The 25,807-nt window shown below is 63.0% G+C and carries 23 protein-coding genes and 1 pseudogene; 14 read left to right on the plus strand and 10 right to left on the minus strand.

Annotation, left to right across the window (positions count from 1 at the left end; translation table 11 throughout):
- Nucleotides 1-24: 24 nt before the first annotated feature.
- Nucleotides 25-582: a GNAT family N-acetyltransferase gene (locus tag NKH23_RS07805; protein WP_352720874.1), complete on the plus strand. Its 558-nt coding sequence runs from the start codon at nt 25-27 to the stop codon at nt 580-582.
- 2 nt (nt 583-584) lie between these two features.
- Here NKH23_RS07805 and NKH23_RS07810 read toward each other — a convergent pair whose 3' ends face one another.
- The 3 genes from NKH23_RS07810 to NKH23_RS07820 all read right to left on the minus strand — a co-directional run bounded on the left by NKH23_RS07810 (nt 585) and on the right by NKH23_RS07820 (nt 3,901).
- Nucleotides 585-1,766 (minus strand): MFS transporter, encoded by a 1,182-nt coding sequence (locus NKH23_RS07810; RefSeq protein ID WP_353034426.1) that lies wholly within the window; start codon nt 1,764-1,766, stop codon nt 585-587.
- Between the two features lie 128 nt (nt 1,767-1,894).
- A complete protein-coding gene (locus NKH23_RS07815; RefSeq protein WP_023678301.1) occupies nt 1,895-2,104 on the minus strand; it encodes a DUF2061 domain-containing protein in 210 nt (69 codons plus the stop codon).
- A gap of 132 nt (nt 2,105-2,236) precedes the next feature.
- Nucleotides 2,237-3,901, minus strand: coding sequence for a Na/Pi cotransporter family protein (locus tag NKH23_RS07820; RefSeq protein WP_352915488.1), 1,665 nt, complete (start codon nt 3,899-3,901; stop codon nt 2,237-2,239).
- Between the two features lie 377 nt (nt 3,902-4,278).
- On the opposite strand from NKH23_RS07820, the pseudogene NKH23_RS07825 reads away from it, so the two are divergent.
- The 8 genes and pseudogenes from NKH23_RS07825 to NKH23_RS07860 all read left to right on the plus strand — a co-directional run bounded on the left by NKH23_RS07825 (nt 4,279) and on the right by NKH23_RS07860 (nt 12,303).
- A pseudogene (locus NKH23_RS07825) lies at nt 4,279-4,666 on the plus strand (RcnB family protein).
- Nucleotides 4,667-4,822: 156 nt separating this feature from the next.
- Nucleotides 4,823-6,799: a DNA primase gene (gene dnaG / locus NKH23_RS07830; protein ID WP_352915486.1), complete on the plus strand. Its 1,977-nt coding sequence runs from the start codon at nt 4,823-4,825 to the stop codon at nt 6,797-6,799.
- Between the two features lie 374 nt (nt 6,800-7,173).
- Entirely contained in the window at nt 7,174-9,195 is a 2,022-nt protein-coding gene (gene rpoD / locus NKH23_RS07835) for an RNA polymerase sigma factor RpoD (protein ID WP_023719339.1), read from the plus strand.
- 10 nt (nt 9,196-9,205) lie between these two features.
- The gene (locus tag NKH23_RS07840; protein ID WP_352915483.1) at nt 9,206-9,781 is read left to right on the plus strand and encodes a hypothetical protein; all 576 of its coding nucleotides are present in this window, start codon (nt 9,206-9,208) and stop codon (nt 9,779-9,781) included.
- Between the two features lie 235 nt (nt 9,782-10,016).
- A complete protein-coding gene (locus tag NKH23_RS07845; protein WP_352720864.1) occupies nt 10,017-10,310 on the plus strand; it encodes a GYD domain-containing protein in 294 nt (97 codons plus the stop codon).
- Between the two features lie 103 nt (nt 10,311-10,413).
- Nucleotides 10,414-10,794 (plus strand): thiol-disulfide oxidoreductase DCC family protein, encoded by a 381-nt coding sequence (locus NKH23_RS07850; protein WP_352915519.1) that lies wholly within the window; start codon nt 10,414-10,416, stop codon nt 10,792-10,794.
- A 425-nt stretch (nt 10,795-11,219) separates the two neighbouring features.
- Nucleotides 11,220-11,900, plus strand: coding sequence for a PadR family transcriptional regulator (locus tag NKH23_RS07855; RefSeq protein WP_352915480.1), 681 nt, complete (start codon nt 11,220-11,222; stop codon nt 11,898-11,900).
- 112 nt (nt 11,901-12,012) lie between these two features.
- A complete protein-coding gene (locus NKH23_RS07860; protein ID WP_023678291.1) occupies nt 12,013-12,303 on the plus strand; it encodes an HlyU family transcriptional regulator in 291 nt (96 codons plus the stop codon).
- A gap of 8 nt (nt 12,304-12,311) precedes the next feature.
- On the opposite strand, the gene NKH23_RS07865 is transcribed toward NKH23_RS07860, so the two are convergent.
- The 3 genes from NKH23_RS07865 to NKH23_RS07875 all read right to left on the minus strand — a co-directional run bounded on the left by NKH23_RS07865 (nt 12,312) and on the right by NKH23_RS07875 (nt 17,039).
- Complete coding sequence (locus NKH23_RS07865) at nt 12,312-14,888, minus strand: polynucleotide kinase-phosphatase (RefSeq protein ID WP_352978498.1); 2,577 nt, start codon at nt 14,886-14,888, stop codon at nt 12,312-12,314.
- The gene (locus NKH23_RS07870; protein WP_353016878.1) at nt 14,885-16,264 is read right to left on the minus strand and encodes a 3' terminal RNA ribose 2'-O-methyltransferase Hen1; all 1,380 of its coding nucleotides are present in this window, start codon (nt 16,262-16,264) and stop codon (nt 14,885-14,887) included. Before NKH23_RS07870 ends, NKH23_RS07865 begins: the two co-directional genes overlap by 4 nt.
- 130 nt (nt 16,265-16,394) lie before the next feature.
- Entirely contained in the window at nt 16,395-17,039 is a 645-nt protein-coding gene (locus NKH23_RS07875; protein WP_352466683.1) for an FMN-dependent NADH-azoreductase, read from the minus strand.
- Nucleotides 17,040-17,148: 109 nt separating this feature from the next.
- On the opposite strand from NKH23_RS07875, the gene NKH23_RS07880 reads away from it, so the two are divergent.
- The gene (locus NKH23_RS07880; protein WP_352720857.1) at nt 17,149-18,105 is read left to right on the plus strand and encodes a LysR family transcriptional regulator; all 957 of its coding nucleotides are present in this window, start codon (nt 17,149-17,151) and stop codon (nt 18,103-18,105) included.
- Here the strand turns inward: NKH23_RS07880 and NKH23_RS07885 are convergent.
- Nucleotides 18,038-18,664 (minus strand): TetR/AcrR family transcriptional regulator, encoded by a 627-nt coding sequence (locus NKH23_RS07885; protein ID WP_352720855.1) that lies wholly within the window; start codon nt 18,662-18,664, stop codon nt 18,038-18,040. The two genes, NKH23_RS07880 and NKH23_RS07885, sit on opposite strands and share 68 nt — an antisense overlap.
- 66 nt (nt 18,665-18,730) lie before the next feature.
- On the opposite strand from NKH23_RS07885, the gene NKH23_RS07890 reads away from it, so the two are divergent.
- Nucleotides 18,731-19,156: a VOC family protein gene (locus tag NKH23_RS07890; protein WP_353034430.1), complete on the plus strand. Its 426-nt coding sequence runs from the start codon at nt 18,731-18,733 to the stop codon at nt 19,154-19,156.
- Here NKH23_RS07890 and NKH23_RS07895 read toward each other — a convergent pair.
- Nucleotides 19,153-20,103: a S1C family serine protease gene (locus tag NKH23_RS07895; RefSeq protein ID WP_352915468.1), complete on the minus strand. Its 951-nt coding sequence runs from the start codon at nt 20,101-20,103 to the stop codon at nt 19,153-19,155. The genes NKH23_RS07890 and NKH23_RS07895 overlap by 4 nt on opposite strands.
- Nucleotides 20,104-20,279: 176 nt before the next feature.
- On the opposite strand from NKH23_RS07895, the gene NKH23_RS07900 reads away from it, so the two are divergent.
- From NKH23_RS07900 to NKH23_RS07910, 3 genes are all read left to right on the plus strand, one after another.
- Nucleotides 20,280-21,149: a S1C family serine protease gene (locus NKH23_RS07900; RefSeq protein WP_352915465.1), complete on the plus strand. Its 870-nt coding sequence runs from the start codon at nt 20,280-20,282 to the stop codon at nt 21,147-21,149.
- Nucleotides 21,150-21,156: 7 nt separating this feature from the next.
- Nucleotides 21,157-21,792: a helix-turn-helix transcriptional regulator gene (locus tag NKH23_RS07905; RefSeq protein ID WP_352978502.1), complete on the plus strand. Its 636-nt coding sequence runs from the start codon at nt 21,157-21,159 to the stop codon at nt 21,790-21,792.
- A gap of 114 nt (nt 21,793-21,906) precedes the next feature.
- Complete coding sequence (locus tag NKH23_RS07910) at nt 21,907-22,773, plus strand: SDR family oxidoreductase (RefSeq protein ID WP_352978504.1); 867 nt, start codon at nt 21,907-21,909, stop codon at nt 22,771-22,773.
- Between the two features lie 83 nt (nt 22,774-22,856).
- On the opposite strand, the gene NKH23_RS07915 is transcribed toward NKH23_RS07910, so the two are convergent.
- Complete coding sequence (locus tag NKH23_RS07915; protein WP_352915456.1) at nt 22,857-23,372, minus strand: TIGR00645 family protein; 516 nt, start codon at nt 23,370-23,372, stop codon at nt 22,857-22,859.
- Between the two features lie 239 nt (nt 23,373-23,611).
- On the minus strand, nt 23,612-25,777 hold the full coding sequence (locus NKH23_RS07920; protein WP_502912328.1) for an OmpA family protein: 2,166 nt from the start codon (nt 25,775-25,777) through the stop codon (nt 23,612-23,614).
- Nucleotides 25,778-25,807 lie beyond the last annotated feature (30 nt).

Genomic DNA, 25,807 nt, shown 5'->3' on the forward strand with positions numbered 1-25,807 from the left:
GCGGACAGCCAAAAGCTCGCGCTCATGATCGAACTCGTCAAACCGGCGTTTGAACACCTGCCGTCCTACAAGGCGGCCCTCGAGCGCGGCTGGTCGCCGGACAATGTGCGGCTGCTCGACGCGACGCGCGAGCAGCTTGCGGCTATCGAAAAGGATCCAGCGACTTTCCTTGCCGATCTCGACGATTCCGATGGCAAGGGACCGCCGATTGCCTTGCCGGACGGTTCGACGGTGCCGCGGCTGCCCGGATTCCGGCGCTGGATCTGGGACGGGGAAGTCTTAGGCTCGATCGGCTTGCGCTGGCAGCCCGGCACCGCGGCGCTGCCGTCGCACGTGCTCGGCCACATCGGCTATGCGGTGGTGCCGTGGAAACAGGGACGTGGCTATGCGACCGAGGCGCTGCGGCTGATGCTGGAGGAGGCGAGGGCGGTTGGCCTGCCCTTCGTCGAAATCACCTGCAAGCCTCACAATGTGCCCTCGCAGAAGGTCGTTCTGGCCAATGGCGGCCGGCTTGTCGGGCGTTTCTTCGAAGACGCTGCCTATGGCGGCGTAGAAAGCCTGCGCTACCGGATCGATCTGTAGCCCTATTCGGCGGCAGCCGGCAGCGGCGGCGCAGCCCGGCTGCGCCATTCCCAGACATGCGAGGCAAGCGCGACCGCGACCGCGACCAGCATGGCGATCGCGCCAACCACCGGCAGGCTGCGATAGCCATAGCCGGCATTGAGCATGGCCGCGCCGAGCGATGCGGCGAGTGCGATGCCGACGTTGAAGCCCGACGGAATGAGTGACGAGGCAAGGTTGGAGGCGTCCGCGGTCCAGGTCAGGATGCGGGTCTGGATCGGCGTGCCGATGGCGAAGTTGAGGCCGCCCCAGACGAAGATCGCTATCACCATCGGCAGCGGGTAAGAACTGACGGCGTAGATCAAGGCGAGCATCACCGCCTGCAGGAAAAGCATGGCGATAAGCGACGGCATCAGCTTCCAGTCAGCGAGCCGCCCGCCGACAAAGACGCCGATCGTTGCGCCGACACCGTTGAGCAGGAGCACCCAAGGTATCCATTTCTCGTCGAGGCCGGTGACCTCAAGCAGCGTCGGCGTGATGTAGGTGAACAGGCCGAACTGGCCGATCATCAGCATCAGCATGATGATGAGCGAGGTCCAGACCTGCTGGCGTGCGAGTACGCGGACCTCACTGCCAAGACTGACGGACGGGTTCGACGATCCCGTCTTGCGCGGCAGCAGGGCGCCGATTGCCGCGAAGGCCACCACGCCGAGCGCGCACATCACCCAGAATGTCGCACGCCATCCCCAGATGTTGCCGATTGCCGTGCCGGCCGGAACGCCGATTACGTTCGATACGGTGAGGCCGGACAGGATCAGCGCTACCGCCATGCCGCGCTGGTCTTCGCGCACCAGGCCGACGGCCACCACCATGGCAACGCCGAAATAGGCACCATGCGCGACGGCCACCGCTATCCGCAACAGCAGCATCGAGGCGAAGTCGGGCGCCAGCGCGCAGGCCGCCTGGCCGATGGTAAAAGCCGCAGTCAGTCCAAGCAGCAGAGCCTTGCCGGAGAACCTTTTGGTAGCGAGCGCCAGCAGCGGGCCGCCGACTGCAATGCCGCCGGCATAGCCGGAAACGAGATAACCGGCGGTCGGGATCGCGACGCCAAGGCCATCCGCCACCTGCGGCAGCACGCCGGCTATGACGAATTCGGTGGTGCCGAAGGCGAAGGCGGCAATGAACAGGGCAATGAGGGGGAGCATGGCGGAAAGGCGATCCTCGGATAAGGTGGCCTCAAACCACGGATGAGGGCGGCGGGCAATCCAGAAATTGTCGACGCCGCTTTAGCTTTTCTTGATCGCCGGTCAGGCGCCCGCCGCGGAGGCAAGAGCTAGGCGGCTGCCTTCCTTCCATAAGGAATTTTCAGCCACGCCCGCTCGTGAAGATAGTAGAGTAGCGACTTGGTGACGACCTCGGTCAGGCCGATGGCCGCGGCGAGCTTGATGCTTCCGGTCACGACGAGCGAAATGATCATCGTGTCGATGGTACCGGTGACGCGCCAGGAAAGCGCTTTGGCGAAGCTGCGAGAATGGGTGTCCATCGACTTTCCTTCCGGTAGATGCGGCGATCTTTAGCCGACAGACAGGAGGTGGCGCAAAGATAATTTTTGCGCATTGGCCCACAGCAATTTTCATAGGCGATGTTCTGAAGCTACCCGGCTTGTGGACGCAATCTATCCAGCCTTCAGCCGCGAACCGGTGAGCAGGCCGCGCTCCTCGAGCACGGGATAGGCCATCGAGGCGAGCAGCGAGTTGATCTGCTTGAGGTCACGAATGGTGTCGAGATGGATGGAGCTGGTCTCGACGCTCTTGGCGGTGCCGTCGCGCAGCCGCACGAAATGGCTCTGGCTGGTTTCCTTCTCGCGGTCGCGCAGCCGGTCCTTTTCCAGCACCAACTGGCGAGCGGTCTCCGGATCGCGAGACACCAGCACGTTGAAGGCAAGCCTGGCATTGGCAAGCACCAAGGCATGGAAGGCGCAAAGCTCGCGCCAGCCTTCCGGCGTGAACTCCAGCCCGCGCTCGAATTTCTTCTTCACGTGGACCAGCATGTTGCGCACGATGATGTCGCCGACCTGCTCCAGCTTGACGCAGGCGCCGATCAGCTCCTGGCAACGCAGCGCCTCGTCCTCGCTCAACGGGTTCTTGGTGACCTTGGCCAGATAGAGCTTGATCGCCGCGTGCTTCCTGTCGACACGGTCGTCGAGTGCGGCCAGCGCGCCGATCTTGTCGGCATCGGCGCTCTCATAGAGCTCGATGATCCGTTTCAGCATGATCTCGACTGTCTCGCAGACCCGCACCACCTCGCGGGTGGCGTTGGCCAAGGCTTGGCTGGGCACGTCGAGCGCACTTTCGTTGAGCGCGGAAAGCTCGACGACGTCGAGCGCGTTGGCGGGCTGAGGCTTGGTGCCCAGCGCCACGATCTTTTCCGAGGCGCGATAGACCAGGCTCGCCAGCGGCAGGCCAGCGATCAGGATGAGGATGTTGAAGACGATGTGGGCATTGACGATCTGCTCGGGCACGGTGCTGCCCAAGAAGGCGACCGGCGGCTTGAACGACAGAAACAGGATCAGCATGATCAGCGAACCCATGCCGCGCATCAGGAGATTGCCGATCGGCACGATACGAACGCCGGGTTCTGCGTTGCGGGTTAGAAGCGGCGCGATGATCGAAGAGCCGAGATTGACACCGAGCACCAGCACGATGCCGAGTTCGGGCGGGATGAAGCCGCGGCCGGCCAGCGTCACCATCAGCAGCACCGCGGCGATCGAGGAATGGAACAGCCAGGTGACCAACGCCGCCAGAAGGTAGGCGGTGACCGGATCGCCAGAGAAGTAATCGACGATGAGTGGCATCAGCGTGCTCTGGCGCAGCGGCTCCGACGCCTGGCCGATCATCTCCAGCGACAGAAGCAGCAGGCCGATGCCGACCAGGATGCGGCCGAACTGGCGCCAGTCGCGCCGCTCGGTGGCCATGAACATGACGGTGCCGGCGACAAGGCAGACCGGCACCAGCAGCGACAGATCGAAGGTAAGCAGCTTGACCACCAGCGCCGAGCCGATCTCGGCACCGCGCACCGCAAGCTGGCCCGACATGCCGCTGACGATGCCGGAGCCGGCGAATGAGCCGACCAGCAAGGTGACGGCGGTCGAGCTTTGCAATGCGACAGCCAGGCCGCAGCCGGCCAGAACCGCCATGAACGGATTGCGCATTGTGGCGCGCAGTTTGTGGCGCAGCACATCGCCATAGGCGCGCTCGACGCCGGTCTTCACCAAACGGGTGGCAAACAGCATCAATGCGACCGCACCGGCAAGGTGCAGCAAAACGACAGAGCCACTCATGCCCAACCCCGCAACCCGACAGATGCCAGCGACGCGGGCGCCGTGACGTCAAGGGGGCAAAAGTGGGCGCGAATCGTGGACATTGCAGAGGTTAATATAACTCCGATTTATTTTAGCCGAATAATAAATTTTGCGCGGTTCGGACGCCTGTTGGCGCGCGACGGAGCGTGTCGGAAATGGATGGCTGACAAAATGGTTGCATAGACTGCCGAGTTGCGGAGGGTCATGCGTCCATTCTCGGACGGCCGCTTTAAAGGTAGCGCTGAATTAGTCGTGCTAAATGTAAGAAATCATTACGAAAACGTAATCTCTGTGTTCAGTTTCGGTTCATTCTTCCGGCTCTATTCCTAGGCATCGACAACCAAGGAGTACCCGCTATAAAACGTATCGTTCTTTCCGCCGTTGGCTTCTCGGCTGGCTGCAACCGCCTTGCAAGGCCAGGCTGCACCACTGAACACACCAAACGCGCCGCAGTCGAACTACAGCCAGGTCGACTGGCAAAGGCCCGGCAGGCATGTCGACGTGAACAAGCATGTCGACGTGAACAAGCGCGTCATAGTGAAGAAGAAGGTCGTGGTGAAGCGCAGCCATTGGCGCAACGGCCAGAGATATTCGAGCTGGAAACGTCACCAGCCGATCCGCGACTATCGCCACTATGGCCTGCGCCGTCCGGGTCCCGGCCAGGAATGGATCCGGGTCGGCAACGACTATCTGCTGGTCAGCGTTCTCTCCGGCCTGATTTTCGGCGCCATCGCCGCGCAGTGAGCCCGGAACGGCTGACCGGCGCTGCGCCGGTTTAGATCGCGAAGGCGGCCCGCGGGCCGCCTTCTCCTTTGGCCTGTGAAAACCGGGTATGGTCGCCATTAGGAGTCGTCGGGCTTCGCCCGTGTGATTATATGGAGGCCAAACGAGCTGTCCCCCATGCGCTTTCCGCCTGCTTTCCTCGACGAGATCCGCGACCGCGTACCGATTTCTTCGGTGATCGGCCAGCGCGTCGCGTGGGACAGGAAGAAGACCAACGCGCCACGCGGCGATTATTGGGCGTGCTGTCCGTTCCATGGCGAGAAGAGCCCGTCCTTCCACTGCGAGGACAAGAAGGGCCGCTATCACTGTTTCGGCTGCTCGGTTTCCGGCGATCACTTCAAGTTCCTGACCGAACTCGATGGGATGAGCTTTCCCGAGGCCGTCGAGAAGATCGCCGACATGGCCGGCGTGCCGATGCCGGTTCGCGATGCCCAGGAGGAGCGGCGCGAAAAGGAACGCGCCAGCCTGACCGACGTCATGGAGATGGCGACGGTGTTCTTCCAGGAACGACTGCAGGGACCGGAAGGGGCAAAGGCCCGCGCCTATCTGCGCGACCGGGGCCTGACACCGGCGACGCAGCAGTCTTTCCGCCTCGGCTATGCCCCCGACAGCCGCAACGCGCTGAAGGAGCACCTTGCCGCCAAGGGTGTCCCCAAGGCCGACATCGAGGCATGCGGGCTGGTGCGCCATGGCGACGACGTCCCGGTTTCCTACGATTGGTTCCGCGACCGCATCATGTTCCCGATCCCGGATTCCAGGGGCAAGATCATCGCGTTCGGCGGGCGGGCACTGGCGCCGGATGCGCTGGCCAAATACATGAACTCGCCCGATACGGAGCTCTTCCACAAGGGCAACGTTCTCTACAATTTCGCCCGTGCGCGCCAAGCGCTGGGAAAGGCGGCGCTGGGAAAGGGGGCGCTGGGCACGGGCGGCACGGTCATTGCCGTCGAAGGCTACATGGATGTGATCGCGCTGGCGCAGGCCGGCTTCGAAAACGTGGTGGCGCCGCTCGGCACCGCGTTGACTGAAAACCAGCTCGAACTTCTATGGCGCATGGCTGGCGAGCCGGTGCTGTGCTTCGACGGCGACCAAGCCGGGTTGAAGGCAGCGTGGCGCGCCGCCGACATGGCGCTACCGGCGGTCCAGGCAGGCCGCTCCGTGCGCTTCGCCCTGCTGCCGGAGGGCAAGGATCCCGACGATCTGGTCAAGGCCGAAGGGCCGGACGCATTCCGCGCCGTGCTTTCCGATGCGCGGCCGCTGGCCGACCTCCTGTGGATGCGCGAGACCGCCGGCGGCGTCTTCGACACGCCGGAACGGCGGGCGGAGCTCGAAAAGACGCTGCGCGAACTGACCAGCCGCATCCGCGACGAGAGCCTTCGCTATCATTACCAACAGGAAATGCGCGAGCGGGTGCAGAGCTTCTTCGGGACCCAGCGCGGACGCCAGGGACGTCAGGACGGACGGCCCGGTGAGCGCTTTCCGGGCAGGGCCTCAGCACCCGGCGGGCAGTTTGCACGTGGCGGCGGTGCCGGTGGGCGCACCGCGATCACCGAAAGCCTCGGCCGCTCGGCGCTGGTCAAACGCGGCGGCGAGGGCATGTCGGTGCGCGAGGCGACGATCATTGCGGCCCTCGTCAACCATCCGGTGCTGATCGACGAGAATTTCGCCCATGTCGAGTTCCTCGATCTCGCCAATTCCGATCTGAAGCGGCTGCATGCGGCCATCCTTGACGCCATGGCGCACGATATGGCCAACAACCGCGAGGCTGTAATCGCGACGATCGAGCGGGCCGGCTGCGGTGAGATCTGGCAGCGCGCGGTGGCGCTGATCAAACGTGCGCGGCAATGGCCGGCGCTGGAAACGGCAGCACTCGACGATGCTCGCGATGCGTTCAGCCAAGCTCTCCACTTGCAGCGCAGCGCGCGCACCTTACATAAGGAGCTGAAGCAGGCGGAAGCAGCGCTCGCCAGCGATCCCACGGACGAAAACTACCGGCACCTGGTCGAAATCCAGGCGCAATTTCGTGATGTGCAGGCAACGGAAGCGCTGATTGAAGGGTTTGGCGTATCGTCGGGCAGGGCTGGGCGCGTTTAGATCGAAGCCTCCAGAAGACTGAGATGTAAGGACGTGCTTGCGCGTTGAATCAAGCGTGCGGTGCTCTAAGTCGGGTAATTGATTCGCTTTTTTCATGCGAATCATGCGAGAGGCGCTTGACCTTCCGGCAGAATGGCGGAATCAGGTCGATTCGAAACGTTAACCCGCCTTGGCATCGACGGGAATGCAGCGATGTAAGGTACTGATCACTGGACAGGCAGTCCGCTTGCCACAGATATCAGGGTTAATCTGGACTTAACGAGAGATGCAGTTACTGGCCCGGTAAAGCGCGTTCTGGAAGGAGCGCATCCAATTTGACCGGACCAGCAGCTTACGCGGCTTTGATACTCAGCCGCTTGGAGAAAATAAAGACTATGGCGACAAAAGAAAAGGAAGAAGTCGAGACCGAACGCGAGGCCGCGACCGATGGCCCTCTGCTCGACCTTTCCGACGATGCTGTCAAGAAGATGATCAAGGCCGCCAAGAAGCGCGGTTATGTCACCATGGACGAGCTGAATTCGGTGCTGCCCTCGGAGGAAGTGACCTCGGAGCAGATCGAGGACACGATGGCCATGCTTTCCGACATGGGCATCAATGTGGTCGAGGACGACGAGCAGGGCGAGGAGCCCGAAGCCGCCGATACCGCCGCTGATGCCGAGGAAGATGCCAACGAGCTGGCCGAGCAGACCGGCACCGCCGTCGCCGCCACCACGACCAAGAAAGAGCCGACCGACCGCACCGACGATCCAGTCCGCATGTATCTGCGCGAGATGGGCTCGGTAGAGCTTCTGTCGCGCGAGGGCGAAATCGCGATCGCCAAGCGCATCGAGGCCGGCCGCGAGACGATGATCGCGGGCCTGTGCGAAAGCCCGCTGACCTTCCAGGCCATCATCATCTGGCGTGACGAGCTCAACGAATCGAAGATCCTGCTGCGCGAGATCATCGACCTCGAGGCGACCTATGCCGGGCCGGAGGCCAAGCAGGCGCCGGTTGTCGAGCGTATCGAGGAAGCCAAGACCGAGGAAAAGCCGCGCCGGTCGCGCGAGGACGAGGACGACATCACCAATGTCGGCGGCGACACCCGTGGCCTGGTGGACGACGACGAGGAAGACGATGACGAGGCGAGCCTGTCGCTGGCGGCGATGGAAGCGGAACTGCGCCCGCAGGTGATGGAGACGCTCGACGTCATTGCCGACACCTACAAGAAACTGCGCAAGCTGCAGGACCAGCAGGTCGAGAACCGGCTGGCCGCCGCCGGCACGCTGTCGCCCAGCCAGGACCGCCGGCTCAAGGAGCTGAAGGACCAGCTGATCAAGGCGGTGAAGTCGCTGTCCTTGAACACGGCGCGCATCGAGGCGCTGGTCGAGCAGCTCTACGACATCAACAAGCGCCTGGTGCAGAACGAGGGCAAGCTGCTCAGGCTGGCCGAAAGCTATGGCGTGCGCCGCGAGGAGTTCCTCAAGGAATATCAGGGCTCGGAGCTCGATCCGAACTGGACGCGCTCAATCGGCAACCTAACCTCGCGCGGCTGGAAGGAATTCACCAAGAACGAGAAGGACGCCATCCGCGACCTGCGTGCCGAGATCCAGAACCTCGCCACCGAGACGGCGATTTCGATCCAGGAATTCCGCAAGATCGTCAACCAGGTGCAGAAGGGCGAGCGCGAGGCCGCGATCGCCAAGAAGGAAATGGTCGAGGCCAATCTGCGCCTCGTCATCTCCATCGCCAAGAAATACACCAATCGCGGCCTGCAGTTCCTCGACTTGATCCAGGAAGGCAATATCGGCCTGATGAAGGCGGTCGACAAATTCGAATACCGCCGCGGCTACAAGTTCTCGACCTACGCGACATGGTGGATCCGGCAGGCGATCACCCGTTCGATCGCCGACCAGGCGCGTACCATCCGCATTCCGGTGCACATGATCGAAACGATCAACAAGATCGTGCGCACCTCGCGCCAGATGCTGCATGAGATCGGCCGCGAGCCGACGCCGGAAGAACTGGCAGAAAAGCTCGCCATGCCGCTGGAAAAAGTGCGCAAGGTGCTGAAGATCGCCAAGGAGCCGATCTCGCTCGAAACGCCGGTCGGCGACGAGGAGGATTCGCATCTCGGCGATTTCATCGAGGACAAGATGGCGATCCTGCCAATCGACGCAGCGATCCAGGCCAATTTGCGCGAGACGACGACGCGCGTATTGGCCTCGCTGACGCCGCGCGAAGAGCGCGTGCTCAGAATGCGCTTCGGCATCGGCATGAACACCGACCACACGCTTGAAGAGGTCGGCCAGCAGTTCTCGGTCACCCGCGAGCGCATCCGCCAGATCGAAGCCAAGGCGCTGCGCAAGCTCAAGCACCCGAGCCGGTCGCGCAAGCTCAGAAGCTTCCTCGACAGCTGAGGATTTTTAGGTGGGCGCGACCTACGGAACCGTCAGCATAAAGGGGCCAAGGCAAGAAGCGTTGGTCAACTGGCTGAGGACGAAGACCATCGACGCCTTTGTCACAACCGAACAGAATGGTTGGACCACTTTCTCCGACCGTTACACAGACCAGCTCGACCCGCGCTGGATTGAATCCTTGCTTCAGAGCCTGACCCTCGATCTGACCTGCATCGGCATCGCGATTACCGTCTATGATGAGGAACAGCTAAACCTCTGGGCGGCAAAGCACGGTGTTCTCCAATCGCGCTACAATTCCTGTCCGGGCATGGAGATGAGTGACCCTGACGATGAGGACATGCGTCCTCGGCTGGAAGACGCTCCCGCCTTGCTGGCTATGATCGGCAAGCAGGCCGCGCCTGACGATTTGCTTCAGATATTGGGAATGGATGGAGCGAAAGAGTACATGGCTCCGCTCGACCTCCATGAGGAACTCGCCGCCTATCTGGGACTTCCGGAAAATTCGGTTGGCCTTGGCCACAGATACATTCTGAAGGACAAAATCGATCTGTCAGAGCAGGGCTTGATCAGGACGGTCGATAGCTGACGTCGTGCTCGAGCATGCTCGGAACCGTCTGAGGAGCTGACACTCAAGAATGACCGAACGATTCAGAGGGCGCCATCCGGCGCCTTTTTTGATTTTATCATCCGGCCGGTTGTTCTTGCGGTGCACCGGTCGTGGGAGGATAATTCCGCGACGGATGCATTCTCTGGGCGACAACCCCGGATGCCCGCCCCGGCGGTTGGACGCCGTGCTCCGTGGCTCCGGAGGGAGGTGTGCCATGACAACTTACATCGTGCTGATCAACTGGACGGAGCAAGGCGCCAAAAATGTGCGCGAGTCGCCGAAGCGGCTCGATGCCGCCAAAAAGCTGTTGGGAGACATGGGCGGGTCCTTCAAGGCATTTTATCTCACCATGGGGGATTGCGACATGGTGGCGGTGGTCGAAGCGCCCGACGATGCGGTGCTCGCCCGTTTCTCGCTGATGCTGGCGACGGGCGGCAACGTCAGGACGCGGACGCTCAAGGCTTTCCCGGAGGATGCCTATCGCGAGATCATCACCTCGCTCGGGTAGGTTGCGCTCCAGGCTTGGCCATTTCGCGGGTGTCGTGTTGCGTTGCGGCGCAACGGCGTTTGCCGGATAGTCGGTGCGCGTCCCTCTGGTGCCGTTTCGAAACATGAGCAAGCCGCTGCTGACCGTCTGGTATAATACGCGCTGTCCGGTCTGTGATGCCGGTATCAGCCGGCAGAAGCGGCGGCTGATCGAGGCGGTCAAGGCCGGGCGGATCGAATTTCGCGACATCAATGCCGAACCGGCGGCACTGGCCGGATACGGCATCGGGCTGGAGGATATCCGGCGCCGGCTGCATGCGACGGATGCGAGCGGCAATCTGCTGGCTGGCGCCGATGTCGCCATTGCCGTGTGGCGGGCGACGCCCGGCGAAGGCTGGCTGGCGACGCTGTTCGGCAATCCCGCCGCACTACCGCTGACGCGCTATGCCTATAATCGCTTCGCCGATCTGCTCTACGCCTGGAACCGGCGCAAGGGCCGCTGGTAACGGGGCGGCAATGGCCGGGAGATTGTTTCCAAGCCTTCCGCATGGGCCGGCTATCGAGCCACAGGCTCGCAAACCCAGCTAACGATGCGGCGCACCGCCGGCAGCACCAGCAGCAGCGTCGGAGGCTTCTGCGCGAGGTTTTTCACAATCATCTGGGATTTTCCCTGAAGCATCCGGTCCGTCGCCTGGCATCCATTCGCCGGTCTTTGGCGTAACTGCCCGGTACGACCGGGTGTCGATGCGTTGCTTCACGTCAGACACTTACTGAGTGGCCTTCGGCCCTTACGCGCTTCCCAGCCGCCCTTGCCGGCGAAAATCAAACCTGCCGGGCGCTATTTCCAGATACATCGTAAGATATATCTTGACTCGGTCGCTGTGGGTATCTAGTTGAGATATATCTTAAGACATAACTCAAGGAGCAGACGATGCACAAAGGCAATCATTTCGGGCATCATCGTTTTGGCGAACACGCCGAGCGCGTTTTCATGCATATGGCCGGCAAGTTCGGTGGGCGCGGCGGCTTCGGCCCGTTCGGGCATGGCATGAGAGGCGGCGGACGCGGCGGACCGGGCGACATGTTCCGCGCCGGGCGCATGCTGGCCGACGGCGACCTCAAGCTGATCACGCTGTCGCTGCTGGCCGAGGCGCCGCGGCACGGCTACGACATCATCAAGGCGCTGGAGGAGCGCACCAGCGGCGTCTACAGCCCGAGCCCCGGCGTGGTCTACCCGACGCTGACCTTCCTGGAAGAGGCCGGCTACGCCGTTTCTGCGGCGGAAGGCAACAAGAAGGTGTTTTCAATCACCGAGGCTGGGCAGGCGCACCTCAACGAAAATCGCGAGATGATCGACCACGTGCTCGAACATCTCGAGCGCTTCGGCCGCAAGATGGCGAAGGCGCGCGACTGGTTCGGCTGGAACGATGACGGCGACGGTGGCCGGCGCGGCCGCGGCCGCTCGGAAAAGCGCGACGAGTTTCGCGCCGTGCGCCACCGGCTACGCGCCGCGCTCGGCGAAATCGTTGATGCGCCTGAAGCAAAGCAGGCCGAGGCAATCAGCATATTGGAAGCTGCCGCAGAGGCCTTGGAAGCGTTGTCGCGCGACTGACCTCTGAGTGCCAAACCAGCTGCGGCCCTTGCCCGCTCGGCCAAGGACCCGTACTGAAAATCATCCTGCACCGCGCTATGTGGTGCAGGATGATTGCCGTTGGAGGATACCCATGTCTTTTCTGAAGCGTCTTTTCGGCGGAGGCAACGAAGCCGCCGAGCCGAAGACAGCGGCGCCGGCAAAGCAGATCGAGCACAAGGGATTTTTGATCAGCGCCACGCCCTACAAGGCGGAGGGCCAGTACCAGACCTGCGGCGTGGTTTCGAAGGAGATCGACGGCGTGATGAAGGAGCACAAATTCATCCGCGCCGACCGCTTTGCCGGGCTTGATGACGCCGTCGACATCTCGATCAAAAAGGGCATCCAACTGGTCGACGAGCAAGGCGAAAAGATCTTCGGGTAGATCGGCTACTACAGCCTTGGGTCGATTGGCTCGCTTTCCAACGCCAGCACGGCGAAGACACACTCGTGAACCCGACGTAGCGGCTGCTTGGCGACAAATCGCGTTAGCGCTTCGTGACCAAGCGCGAACTCTCTGAGCGCCAGGCTGCGCTTGCCGGCCAGGCCGCGTTCTCGAAGGCGGACGAGATTGTCGGGCGCGTCATATTCGGGACCATAGATGATGCGCAAATATTCCGGGCCGCGGACCTTCAACGCAGGCTGGATGAGCCCCTTCTTGCCACGGCTGACGAAGTCGCGTGGTTTGACCACCATGCCTTCGCCGCCCGAGCCAGTCAGCGTTTCCCACCAGGCGATGGCCTCCGCACACGCGCTGCCGTCGGCCAGATCAACCATACGCCATCGAGTCGGCGTGACCACGCCGCCACGGGCAGCCAGACGGTCCGCGAGCGACATGTGCCAGACATGGTCCTGGTCAAACCAAACACGTCCCTCGCTGGCCAACAGGTGGAAAGGCGCGGCCTTAAGGTCCTCGACGCCCGAAACTGGCCATACGTAGGGCGCCCAGGCGGTGGCGTATTTGGCTGCGCGGGCGGTACGGTCTTCAAGGCGTGCGTTCAGGCCGGCTGCATCGACGCCGCGCGCCATCGCACGGGCCAGCGCCTCGCGGCTGACCTTGAATCCGGCGGCAGAGGATATCGCCACCGGCGCATATTGGCTTTCGATCAGACTGCCGGCCTTGGCCGACCAAGGCATTATCTCGGCGTCCAGCAGCAGCCAGTCGCTGTTCAATTCCTTCCACAGGTCCGCCGCGTCGACCTCGGTGCGAAGACGGGCGAGCAGGCCCTCCGTCATGGCACTGTCGTTGAAAAAGGAGCGTCCGGTGCGGGTCCAGATTGCGCCGGTTTCGTCGCCAGGGACCCCGAAGCGGCTTCGTGCCGCCTGCGCGTTCCGGCAGAGCGCGATCACTGCCCGCGAACCCATATGCTTCTCCTCGCATGCGACCTGCGCAACGCCGCGCTCGCGGAAGTAAGCGAAGGCATCCTCCGGACGTTCCAGCCAGCCGTCCTGGCTGCTGGTCTCGGACGGCGACATGGTCGGCGGCAGATAGATCAGCCATTGCGGCGAGAGCGCGAAGCGGCTCATCACCTCCAGTGCTGCCGACGCGTTCTCCTCGGCCACGACAATCCGGCCCCTCAGTCCGGTCTCGATCCAACGGCGACCGGAGACGTCCTGATAATCGAGCACGCCGTCGGCGTCGGCCTGTGCCGATTTACCGGAACCGGACCCGCCCAGCGGACGTATCGGCTCCGACCAGGTCTGGATTGCCGGCACCTCGACCAGTTCGCGTTCCGGCCAGCGCAAGGCCGTCAGCTTGCCGCCGAATACGCATCCGGTGTCGATGCACAGGGTGTTGTTGACCCATTCAGCCGATAGCGTGGGCGTATGTCCATAGATTATGGCCGTCTTGCCACGATAGGCCGCGGCCCAGTCGGCGCGGACGGGCAGCCCGAACTCGTCGGTCTCGCATGTGGTCTCGCCGTACAGAGCGAACTCGCGCACGGCGCCGGAACCGCGTCCGACCATCTCTTCCTTGAGGCCGGCATGGGCGACGGCGAGACCTCCGCCATCGAGCCAGACATGGCTGCGCAGGCCGTCGAGAAAGGCCGGCAGCGCCTCGCGCAGGCCTCGGTCCTGTGCACTTAGCTGATCGACAGTCTGCTGGAGGCCGTGGGCGACCGTGACCTTGCGGCCTTCTAGCCAGCGGCTGAGTTTGCGTTCATGATTGCCCTGGACACAGTATGCGGTTCCAGCCGCGACCATGCTCATGGCAATGCGCAATACGTCGGGCGAGTTGGGGCCGCGATCGACGAGGTCGCCGACAAAGACGATCTTGCGGCCCTCTGGTGGGACCACGATGACCGTTCGGTCGCCCTGATGCTCGGACCAGGCGATGCTGTAGCCCAATCGAGCGAGCAGGATATGAAGCTCATCCGAACAGCCGTGGATGTCACCAATGATATCGAAGGGGCCATGGTCGTCGCGCTTATCGGTCCACAACGGCTGTCGCGACACCTCGGCCGCGTCGATGCTGGCCTCGCTGGTAAGCTTCCAGACTTGGCGGAAGCCCTCGCGTTGCAGGCCGCCAAGACCCTTGCGAATCTCGGTTGTCATGCGCTGGGCGACCCCGGCGCCAAACGGCCGGTCGGCCCGCACCGCATTGCGTGCGACGCACACCTCGACGCCTGGATCGAGGACCACGGCGACGGGCAAAGCGTGCCACTTGCGCGCCAGCTCAATCCAGGCCTTGCGGTCGGCGGCTCGCACATTGGTGGCGTCGATGACGCCCAGCCTGCGGTGTTTAAGCCGTTTGCCGGCTATTTCGCGAACCAGATCGAAGGCATCCGCAGAGACGTCCTGGTCCGTTTCGTCGTCGGAGATCAGCGCCCGGCACTGGTCCGAGGAGATGATCTCGGTCGGCAGAAAATGCTTGGCGGCAAAAGTCGACTTGCCCGATCCGGTCGAGCCGATCAGCACGACGAGGGCGAAGTCAGGAATGGTGAGGTTGGTCTTGTCGGGTTCTCTCATCGGGTGAACACCGCCATCTGTGTGGGGGCGCCGAGGGTAGCGTCCTCGGCTCCGATACCGCTGAAGGTGGCTGCATAGCCATAGATCTCGCCGATTTTGGCCGCCCAGGCTTGGAACTGAGCCCGGCTCCATTCGAAACGGTGATCGGGATGGCGAAATGCGCCGGGGGCCAGTCTTGGAAACAGAGCGTTGTAGTCCGCATTCGGAGTGGTCACGATGACGGATTTGGGCGCCGTCTCACCGAAAACGATGCGTTCGACCAGGGGCAGCCTGTCCTCGTCGAGATGCTCGATAACCTCGACCAGAACAGCGACGTCGGCTGCGGCCCAACGGCTGTCCCGGTAGGTCAGCGATCCATGCAGCAGCGTGACCCGGCCCTCGGGCGGCCCGCCTAATTCGTTCAGCTTGAGACGCTTTGCAGCCCATTCCAGTTCGCGCACCGCCGGATCGAGCCCGAACAGCTTATGCACCCATCGCTCGCGCACGAGCCGACCGAGCAGCTTGCCTTCGCCGCATCCCAAATCTGCAATCGAGGTTGACCCCGTCGCCTGAATGGCCTGGACCACAGCTTCCATGCGCAGATCGTTGAGCCGGATCGGCGTCTCCAGCGCTTCCTCGGGCGTAACGCGCAGCTCGGCAGATTGTGCCTCGCCAGCCGTCTCGGGAGCCAGCCGCTCCAGGGCGATGCGGGCCAAAGCCCTGCGATTGCCAAGATAGCGGCGCACGATCAGGTCTTTGGCCGGATGGTTTTCCAGCCAGCCCTCTCCCCTGGACAGCAGCTTGTCGATCTCTGCTTCGCCGATCCAATAATGCTTGGCATCGTCCATCACCGGGATCAGCACATAGAGGTGATTCAACAAGGCGCTGAGCCGGCCCGTGCCGGTCAGCTTCAGATGGCCGTATCGGGGCTCGGCTGCAGTCCCGATTTCTTCGATTGGCGTCAGATCGACTGTCCAGCCCAAGGGTTCGAACAAACTTCGAACCAGAGCCTCACCGCCGCGCATCGGCAGTGGAGTAACCACGGCCTCCAGCGGCAGTTCGCTGTCGGCTAGTTCCTGGCGCTCCTTCGATATACCGGTCATCGCCGGCCGCAGCATTTTGTTCAGCGCCACCGACAGGAAGGATGATGCAGCGTAAGGCCGGTCGTTCACATATTGGTCGAGCAAGCCATCTGCCTGGCCCTTGCCTCGCACCAGTCCCACCGGGTCAACGTCGAGCAGGAGTGCAGCCTCGCAACGGTCTTCGGTTGCCTCGGGATAGAACAGCCACGCCTTGCCGAAAGACAGGTCGGTCTTGTGCAGGCGATCCGGATGCTTGTGCAGCAAGAAACCGAGATCGGTGGCCGGACGGTGCGTTGTGGCAACAGACAGGAACATCAGCGACCGATAGCGCAGACAAGCGGAATAACCAATGGCGGTTGTGTGGCCCACGACAGGCTGTCGCTAACGAGAAACAAGGGCAGGCGCCGGGCGCCTGCCCTTGTACAATTCAGACGATGCTGACGCGTTACGCCGCGGTGGCGACGCGCTCGGCATTTCCGGTCGCAGCCACAATGGCATTGACCTTGGCCGTGGCCTTGGCCAGCGCTGCTGCCACCGCGTCGGCGCCCATGCCGACTCCTTCGATGCGGATGACCTCGACATCGGTCATGCCGAGAAAGCCGAGCACGCTGCGCAGGTAGGGAATGGCGTGATCGAACTGCACGGCCGCACCTTCGGAATAGATTCCGCCCGAAGCCAGCACGATATAGACCTTCTTGCCGGTGACGAGGCCCTTGGGGCCAGCATCGCCATAAGCAAAGGTTTTGCCGGAGCGGGCGACGTGGTCGACCCAGGATTTCAGCGTCGACGAGATGTTGAAGTTGATGAAGCCGGTGGCGAGAATGACGGTGTCGGCCGCAAACAGCTCGTCCAGTACAGTATCAGAAACGCCGACGACCTCAGCCTGGCGCTGGGTGCGCGCTTCGGCCGGCGTATAGATGCCGGTCGAATAGTCGGGGTCGATATGCGGCAGCGGGTTGGCGACGAGGTCGCGGGCGACAAGCTTGGCCGAAGGATCGGCGGCAAGCAGTTTGTCGGCGAGTTCGTTGGCGACGCGGGTCGAGTGCGAGGCGGCGCCGCGTGGGCTGGATGTGACAAGAAGGATGGACATGGTGACTCTCCAGGGTTGGATTAAAATCTCCCGGCAAATATGTGTGCGCAGACTTATTTGAAAAACTGGTATATTTTGTATATGATCCATCTAAATTGTGGATTGAAAGATGCAGCCCAACCCGACGCTTGACCAACTGCAGATCCTGGTTGCGGTGGCCGACACCGGTTCCTTCTCGGCTGCCGGCCGTAAGCTCAACCGCGCGCAGTCGGTCATCAGCTACGCCATTGCCAACCTCGAAGCGCAGCTTGGGCTGAAGCTGTTTGAGCGTGAGGGCACGCGTGAGCCGCAACTGACCGATGTCGGCAAGGCGACGCTGGAAGATGCGCGGCGCATGGTCGGCGTGCTGCAACGCATCCGCTCGCGTGTCGACGGATACCGGCAGGGATTGGAGGCGGAAGTTGCGCTGTCGGTCGACGTGACGCTACCGTCGCCGGTGCTGGTTCGGGTGCTAAAGGCATTCGAGGCGCAGTTCCCGGCAGTGACACTGCGTCTGCATATCGGCTCGCTTGGCCTTATCCTCGATCATGTTGTCGGCGGACAGGCCGATCTCGGCATCGGAGGGCTTCTGGGCGAGGCGGACGTGAATCTGCTGCGCATCGGTTTCTTCTCCCTGGTGCCAGCCGCAGCGCCTGATCACCCGCTGGCGCTGCTGCCAAGACCAGTTGCGCTGGAGGATGTCCGCGAACACATCCAACTGGTCGTCTCGGACCAGTCCGAGCGTACGCGCGGGCGCGACTATGGCGTCTTCGCCTACCGCACTTGGCGGCTGACGGATGTGCGCACCAAGCACGTGCTGATGCGCGAGGGGCTGGGCTGGGGTGGGCTGCCGCGATGGCTGATTGCCGATGATCTGGCGAACGGCCGGCTCGTCGAACTCGATCTCGAGCCTTACAGCGAAGTCCGCTCGCCGCTTTATGCCATGCACCGCGCCGATCGCAGCCCGAAACCGGCGGCCGCTTGGCTGATCGACCAGTTCAAGCGCCAGCTAGGCTGTTTCAACGAGTTCGAACCGGGTGAGGTGCCTGAGGGGGAGCCGGAGACAGGCCGTCGATCAGCGCCATGAGAACGGCGCGATAGTCCTCGATCGATGCTCCAGTTTCGATAGCGAGCGCTGCGCGGTCGAAGGCGGCGGCGAGCAAAGCGGTCAGTGTTTCCACAGGCAGTCTCGTCATGGAGTGCGAGCGCATTGCGGCGACAAGGCCCTCGCGCAGCGAACGGTTGCCATGGCGATTGTCGATCGCATCCATGGCGGCGCGGCCGAGCACGGCCGGGCCATCAAGCAGCAAGAGCCGCGTGCGGCCGGGCGCACGCATGGCAGCCAGATAGGCATCCGAGCCGGCTATCAGCGCATCGCGGGCAAATAGCGAAGGCGGTGACGCGCGTTCGATCTCTTCCGAGACGGCTTGCGCCTCCTGTTCGACCACAGCGGCAAACAGCGCCTGCTTGTCGGCAAAGTGATGATAGAGCGCGCCGCGTGTGACGCCGGCAGCGGCGACGATCTCGGGTGTGCCGGTTTCGGCATAGGACTTTTCGGTGAACAGTTTGCGCGCCGCGGCGATGAGCTCGGCGCGTGTCGCCTCGGTGCGATCACGGTTGGAGCGACGAGCGGACCCCGGTTGCATACATGCAGCCTGTATGTTAATGCGATTTACATGCAGACTGTATGTTATTCGCCGGGAGAAGGAAAGATGAGGACGACGAGCTATTATCCGGTGCTGATGACGAGCGACGTTGCCGGCACGGCGGCCTTTTATGTTGCGCATTTCGGCTTCAAGCGGCTGTTTGAGGCCGACTGGTACGTGCATCTGCGCTCAGCCGAAGATCGCCGCGTCAACCTCGGCATCGTCCAGGGCGATCATGAGACGATCCCGGAGGAAGCGCGGGGCCGCACGTCCGGTCTGCTGATCAATTTCGAGGTCAGGGATCCGGATGCCGTCTATGAGCGGATCACCGCCGCTGGCCTTCCGATCCTGCGAACGCTGTGCGACGAACCCTTCGGCCAGCGCCATTTCATCACCAGGGATTCCAACGGCGTGCTGATCGACGTGATCAGGCCGATCCCGCCGAGCCCAGAATTCCTGGCGCTATATGCGCAGGGTGCTGCGGCGCGCTAACTCGCCCGCGCCAACGGCATCACCGTGACCTGAGTGATGCCGGAGCGGCGCACCACCGTGCACAGTGTCTCGTGGCCGATGCGCTCGGCGTCGAGCATGCGCACCAGATCGTCGACGCCGGTGACCGGGCGGCCGTCGATAGCGGCAATAATGTCGCCTTCCTTGAGGCCGGCCTTGTCCGCCGGGCTGTTCTTCTCGACACTGCGCAGGCGCACCGCCGTGCTGCTCGATACTTGCGACAAAAGGGCTGCGCGGCGCGGCAGGTTGGTGGTGTCGGCGGAAACGCCGATGAAGGCACGGCGCACGCGGCCGAAGCGGATGATTTCCGAGATGACGAAATTGGCCGTGTTGGAGGCAACCGCGAAGGCGATGCCTTGTGCACCATGGATCATCGCGGTGTTAACGCCGATCACCTCGCCGGCCGAGGACACCAGCGGTCCGCCGGAATTGCCGGGGTTGAGCGCGGCGTCGGTCTGGATGACGTCGTCGATCAGCCGGCCGGTGGAGGCACGCATCGAGCGGCCGAGTGCCGAGACGACGCCAGTGGTGACGGTCCATTCGAAGCCGAGCGGATTGCCGATGGCAATTGCAATCTGGCCACGCCTCAAACGCTTGGAATCGCCAAGCGGCGCAACGTCGGCAAAGTTGCCGTCGGCGCGCACCAGCGCAATGTCGGTGTCGGGATCGCGGCCGAGCACGCGGCCTTCCCTGGAGGCGCCGTCCGGCATTGATACGCGCACGCTGCGCGCATCGCCGACGACGTGGAAGTTGGTGACGACCAGCCCGTCCGGCGCGATGACGAAGCCTGAGCCATGGCCGCCCGGGCCACCGACGCGCTCGATGCGGCAGACGGCGGGCCCGATACGGTCGACGGCATCGGCGACCGTCGCCGAATAGGCATCGAGAAGGCCATCGTCATAGTGCAATTGCTGGGCGGGCAGGGCCATCTGAGGGCTCCGTAGCTTTTTTGGAACAAGATGAACAATCCCTATATGTGCGGAGCGGCCGGACCGGCCGCGACCTGACCAGATGGCCAGTCAAATGCCCAACTAGCCGTCAGGCGAGTATCCGCCAACGCTCTGCGGGGCGATATCTGGGTCACGAAGAACCCAGGAGACAGATCATGAGCGATTTCAATCTGAGCACGTTTTCCGACGCCATTGCCGACATCGCGGCAGCCGCGGCACCAGCGACGGCCAGCTTCGCGACGCACCACCGGACGTCAACTGCTTTCCACTGGCGGGACGGCTATTTCGTCACTGCCGAGGAGGCGGTCGAGGCCGGCGAGGAGATCGAGCTGACGTTTTCTTCGGGCGAAGCCGTCAAGGCCGAACTGGTCGGCCGCGACCCGTCCACCGGAACGGCCGTTTTGAAGCCGACCGGCGCGCCGAGCGTGCCGTCACTGGTAAAGGCGGATGCGGTGCGGCCGGGTAACCTGGCGGTCGTGGCGGGCAATAGCGACGGCACCTCGCTCGCTACCTTCGGCACGGTCGGCGAGGTCGGTCCGGCTTGGCGTTCAATGCGCGGCGGCACGATCGACCGGCGCATCAACCTTGCCGTCAATGCCGGCGGCCGTTTCGAGGGTGGCCCTGTGCTCGACGCTAAGGGTGGACTGATCGGCATGCTGCTGTTCGGGCCACGCCGGCGGGCGCTGGTGATGCCTTACGAAACGATCGAACGAGCAGTCACGACGCTGTGCGAGAAGGGTCATGTGGCGCGCGGCTATCTTGGCGCCGGCCTGCATCCGGTCCGCAATGGTGATACACAGGGCGCCATGGTGATGAGCCTCGACGATAACGGGCCGGCGAAAGCAGCCGGTCTCAGTCTCGGCGACATCATCGTGTCGTGGAACGCAGAGACGGTGCATGGCCCGCGCGAGCTGATCCGCAAGCTCGGGCCGGACAGCGCCGGTGCCTTGGTGACACTCGGCGTGGTGCGCGGCGGCGAGAACCGTGAGGTCTCCCTGACTATCGGTGAAAAGCCACTGAGCTGAGGGATAGATGGTAAGCGGTGAGGTCGCTGGCAGACGGCTGACGGTGCTGATCGCGCTCGGTGACGTCGAGCGCGCGCGAAGTCTGTCCGCGGCTCTCGCTGCGACCGATGATCTGCGGCCGGTTCTGGCGGGCGAAGTCGACGGGCGTGGGGCGGCGGATGTCGCCATCGTCGATGATCATGGGCTACAAGGCGGTCTCTTCGACGCGGCGATGCCTCGCGTGCTGCTATCGTCGCGAGCGGCCCGTGAACGGCCGGCCGATACAGTGTTTGCCGTGCTGCCGGTGAAAGCGGACGAGTTGCTGATCGCCGCCGCCGCGCGGCTGGCGGCAGCAGGCTACCGGATTTCGCGTGACAGCCATGCTCTATCCGATCGGCATCACGATTTGACATTCCATGGCAGCGACCGGTTCGAGGAGGAACTGACCGACGAGCAGATCGTCCGGCCGACGCTTTCGCCGCGCGAAAGCGAGGTGCTGGCACTGCTCGCCGAAGGCGCGCCCAACAAGGTCATCGCGCGGCGGCTGAACATCTCCGTGCATACGGCGAAATTCCATGTCGCAGCGATCCTGACGAAGCTCGGTGCCGCCAACCGCACCGATGCCATTGCCATCGCTATGCGGCAGGGGCTGGTGCTGGTCTAGCTCGGATTGTCTCAAGGCCGACGCAGCGTAACCCGCATCCGGTGTGTTGGGCCTTGCGCGGCGGTTCTCAGCCGCGCAAGGATCGTGTCTTTCATGTTGCAGGGAGGCGCGAGGATGTCGCTCAAGGGAAAGACGCTGTTTATCTCCGGCGGGTCGCGCGGCATCGGGCTGGCGATTGCGCTGCGCGCCGCGCGCGACGGCGCCAATGTGACGATCGCGGCCAAGACCGCCGAGCCGCATCCGAAGCTGCCGGGGACGATCTACACAGCGGCCCACGAGATCGAGCAAGCCGGTGGCAAGGCGCTGCCAGCACTGTGCGACATCCGCGATGAAGCGCAGGTCGCCGAAGCCGTCGCCAAGACCGTGGAGAGGTTCGGCGGCATCGATGTCTGCATCAACAACGCCAGCGCCATCCAACTCACCGGCACGCTGGAGACTGACATGAAGCGCTACGATCTGATGCACCAGATCAACACGCGCGGCACTTTTCTCGTCTCCAAAATGTGCATTCCGCACTTGAGGTTAGCGGAAAATCCTCACATCTTGAATCTGGCGCCGCCGCTCGACATGAAGGCCAAGTGGTTCAAGAACCATGTCGCCTACACGATGGCGAAGTTCGGCATGTCGATGTGCACGCTGGGCATGAGCGCCGAGTTCGCCAGGGACGGCATCGCGGTCAATTCGCTATGGCCGATCTCGACCATCGACACGGCGGCGGTGCGCAACCTCCTGGGCGGAGCGACGGTGGCGGCGATGAGCCGTTCGCCCGACATCATGGCCGATGCGGCATACGCCATCCTGGTCAGGCCGTCGCGTGAGACGACCGGCAATTTCTACATTGACGAAGAAGTGCTGCGCGCTGAGGGCGTCAGCGATTTCTCGGCCTATGCGCCGGGTGCGACAGGCCCGCTCGCCGGCGACTTTTTTGTGCCGGACGAGGTGTTCGGCCGGACGGATACCAAAATCAAAGGTATCTACTGACGAAAAGTATCTAGCTACAGAAGCATCTCTTAAAAGTATCTAGCTACAGAAGCATCTCTTAAAAGACCGGCACAGACGCGTGCTCACTCCTCGGCTTTCTTGGCTTTGCCAAGACCCATCAGCCGGTCGATATAGGCAAGCATCAGTGCCGAGAGAACGAAGGCCAGATGAATGATGGTCAACCACATCAGCTGGTCGGTCGTGTAGGAGACCGAGTTCAGGAACACCTGCAAGAGGTGGATCGAGGAGATCGCTACGATTGTCGAGGCGACCTTGACCTTCAGCGAGCCGACATCGATCGTGCCCAGCCAATGCACCTTGCCGTCATTTTCATCGAAGCGGCTGACGAAGTTTTCGTAGCCCGAGATGATCACCATCACCACCAGTGAGGCGACCAGCGCGGCATCGATGAGGCCGAGCATTTTCAGGATTGTGTCGGTATCATCGAGCGTGAAGGCGACGGGAACGAACTCGAACAGCTTCTTGCCGAAGGACACGGCATAGATGGCAAGTGCCGCACCCAGTCCGAGATAGAAGGCGACCAGCAGCCAGCGCGAGGCGAGAATGATCGATTCGATGGCGAGTTCGAGGCGCTTCATGCGGCGGTTCGGGCTCCGTTGTCGGAGTGCCGTATTTCGGGCAGGCTGCGGCTGTTTGCAAGGTTCCAAAAAAACGAAACCCCGCCGGGGAGGGGAACCGGCGGGGCTCGTGTGTCCCGCTGGAGTCGGGACAGGGCAGGGAACGCCCTGTCCAGAATCTGGGATTGGTAACCACGCGTTTCAAGATTGATGACCGCGCGATTCAATGGTTGATCAAATCGCGCGGTTCACATTCCGATTTATTGGGCGCTGGCCACCGGCGCCACCAGGGGGGTAATCCGGCGGATGGCGACGCGGCGGTTCTCGCGGTTGGGTCCCGACGTGTTGACCTTGAGATACTCCTCTCCATAGCCCTGGGTCGTCAGGTTCTCCGGCGGGATGCCAAAGGCGTTGGTCAAGGCTTCGGCGACCGCCTCGGCGCGGCGGTCGGACAGAGCAAGGTTCGCTTCCGGTGTGCCGACAGCGTCGGTATGGCCCTCGATCAGGAAGCTCTCGGCCGGGTTTTTCTTCAGCAGCTTGTCCATGGCGTTGGCAACACCCTCCAGCTTCTGGACCTCGGTGTCGGAAATCGAGGCCGAACCGAATTCGAAGTTGAGCGTGTCGAGGTCGATGCGGCGGGCGATGTCGCGCACGCGGGCCGAGCGCTTGACCTCGTCGATCGAATAGAGGCGCTGGACCCTCTCGACCGGCGGCCGTTCGAGGAAGGTATAGTAGTCGTCCGGATCCTCGACTTCTTCGGAATCCAGAATGTATTCCTCTTGCGGGATGGTAAGGCGCATCGGCGGCAGGTCGTCGCCCGGGTCGCGCCAGTCTGCATCATAGTCATAGTTCCGCTCGTCGACATAGCTCAGCACATATTCGCGCCCGTCAGGCGCGATGCGTGAACGCTGGATGACGTCGCCGTAGCGGTTGCGGATAGTGACGATCCGGACACCGTTGTCGCGCTCGACGATCTCCCGGGTGCGATCGCCCGACAGGTCCTCATAATACACATTCCTGGCGCCACGATGCATGCGCGGGGCATCGCTGCTTTCCACGAACGTCTGGTTGTTGAACTGGAGGATGACGCGGTCGCCGAATTCCCTGACGACGTTGGCGCCCTGGGGGCGCGGACGGCGGCGAACATCCTCGATGTCCGGCGCACGCTCGACACGCTTGCCTTTTTCCTCGGTCACCGGAGCGATCTTTTCAGGCTTGATCTCCTTCTGGGCCGCCCGGTCGTCGGTGGGTGGCGGTCCCTCCTCGACCGGAGCCGGTTTCGAGACTTCCGCCTGGTTCTCGCCCTGCTGGGCGGGCTGGTTGCCCTGCTGCTTGCCGGCATTTTGGCCGCGCTCCTTGCCACCCTTGCGCTTGCGCAAGACATCCTTCTGGCTGTCCAGAACAGGTGCCTCGTTCGGATTGGCCTGGGCTTCACCCTGGACCGGATTTTCACCCTGGACCGGCGCGGCCTGGCCAGTCGAAGGCTGTTCGCCGGTCGAGGGCTGTTGCTCTCCTGTCACCGGCTGTTCGCCGACAGGCCTCTTGCCACGTTTCTTGATCTTGTCCTGGGGCTGTTCGTCCTGGACGGGAGCGGCCTGCTGCTCCGTCGGAGCCGGTTGGGCCTGTGGGGTCGCTTCCTTATTGGTCGGCGCCGGCTGGCCTTCCGGCTCCGTGGCGGGTCCGGTCAATTCAGCAGGCTTCTTGCGCTTGCCCGGCTTTTGTCCGGGCTCGACAGTCGGAGCCTGTTCTGCCGGGGCAGCCTCGATCTGCTGGTTCTGTTTTTGCTTCTTCTTGCGCGGATTGACGTTGGGCTGGTTGTCGTTTGCCGGCGCTGCCTGCTCGGCCGGTTGTTCCGATGGGTCCGCTTCGATCTGCTGCTGATTGCGCCGCTTCTTGCGGGGCTGTTCGGTCTCGGCCGGAGCGATCTGCTCGGTGGGAGCAGATTCCGTTTGCTGCTGCTGATTGCGCCGCTTCTTGCGGGGTTGCTCGGACTCGGCTGGAGCGATCTGCTCGGCCGGAGCAGATTCCGTTTGCTGCTGCTGATTGCGCCGCTTCTTGCGGGGTTGCTCGGACTCGGCTGGAGCGATCTGCTCGGCCGGAGCGGATTCTGTTTGCTGCTGCTGATTGCGCCGCTTCTTGCGGGGTTGCTCGGACTCGGCCGGAGCCGCCTGCTCGGCCGGAGCGGATTCCGTTTGCTGCTGCTGGTCGCGCTTCTTCTTTCTGGGCTGCTCTGCCTGCTGGCTTTGCGCGCAGGCCTCCGCCGACTCGCCCTCGGCGCAACTCGATTGCACTGGGATGAGCGGCGCTGCGGTACGTTGCACGGGGCTGAATGCGGCATTGCCTTGCAGCGGGAACGCGCCTAACGGCGCGGACGCCATCAACAGGCCAAGCGCCGTGCCTGCCAGAATCCGTGGTTGGCGTTTCATCATAAACACTCCTTGTGGCGTCCCATCCCT

This window comes from Mesorhizobium sp. M1328 (assembly GCF_040318075.1).
Taxonomy (GTDB): Bacteria; Pseudomonadota; Alphaproteobacteria; order Rhizobiales; family Rhizobiaceae; genus Mesorhizobium.